We start from the raw sequence: 855 nt of genomic DNA on the forward strand, positions 1-855 counted from the left end.
ATGGAGTTTACGTGCTGTACGTGATAGACCTTTTGCTTTACATGCTGCTTCAGGTTTGCTCTTATTGCGTGGTGTTCAATATGATTATCAATGGCAAATCCTTTATAACTAACATGACTGTCGCTACATAGAATTGTTTCATCGGTAATTTTGTGCCCAATGGCATTTGCTATATCCACCTTTTTAATCCTTCCTAATCGAGCTACCGTCATGTCTATTTCTGCGTTTCTATCCGCTGTTACAATAACTGCCACTTGTTCGTTACTTATTCCTCTTTTCTTGGCGGTGCCTCCTCGCTTTCTTGGTTTACGATCTTCTAGTTTTTTCCCCTTTGAGGACTCAAGAAAGAAGGTGTCATCACTTTCTGTAATGCCTGTAAAGGTTCCTGAGCCTGTCGTTTCCAGACTTGATAAGATTTTATGGCGCCAATCAAAAGCTGTCTTTTTATTAATGCCCATCCGTTTCTTTATCTTATCCAGGCTTAGTTCTTGTTCCATCAATATTAAATACTCAGAAACGAGTTCTTTTTTGTGTATGCCGGCCAACCAGGTTCCCGTATATTCTGTAAATGTTCGTTTACAACTATTGCAATAATAGCGTTGACTGCCCTTGTCCTTACCATGTTTACGGTATTTTTTACTGGAACAATGTGGACAGTTACTGATTTTATCATCCAATTTTTGCCTTCTATTCTCTAATACTGGGATATGCAAATCTGACTCTTCTTCAATTTCCAGTAATAGTGCTGTGCGTTCATCAGCTGTGAGTTTCAGCAGAGCTTCTTTTATCTTATTTGTATCCATGATGTTTTCTTATAAAGATACTACAATAAAACGCTATTGTAAACTACAGCCA

1 protein-coding gene is annotated in these 855 nt (G+C 38.1%); it reads right to left on the reverse strand.

Features of this window, described 5'->3' with window-relative positions:
• The coding region (locus ACT29I_RS25705; RefSeq protein WP_444794867.1) for an IS1595 family transposase at positions 1-803 on the reverse strand (803 nt) is incomplete at its 3' end.
• Between the last annotated feature and the right edge of the window lie 52 nt (positions 804-855).

This window comes from Saccharicrinis sp. GN24d3 (assembly GCF_052400645.1).
Classification (GTDB): domain Bacteria; phylum Bacteroidota; class Bacteroidia; order Bacteroidales; family Marinilabiliaceae; genus Saccharicrinis.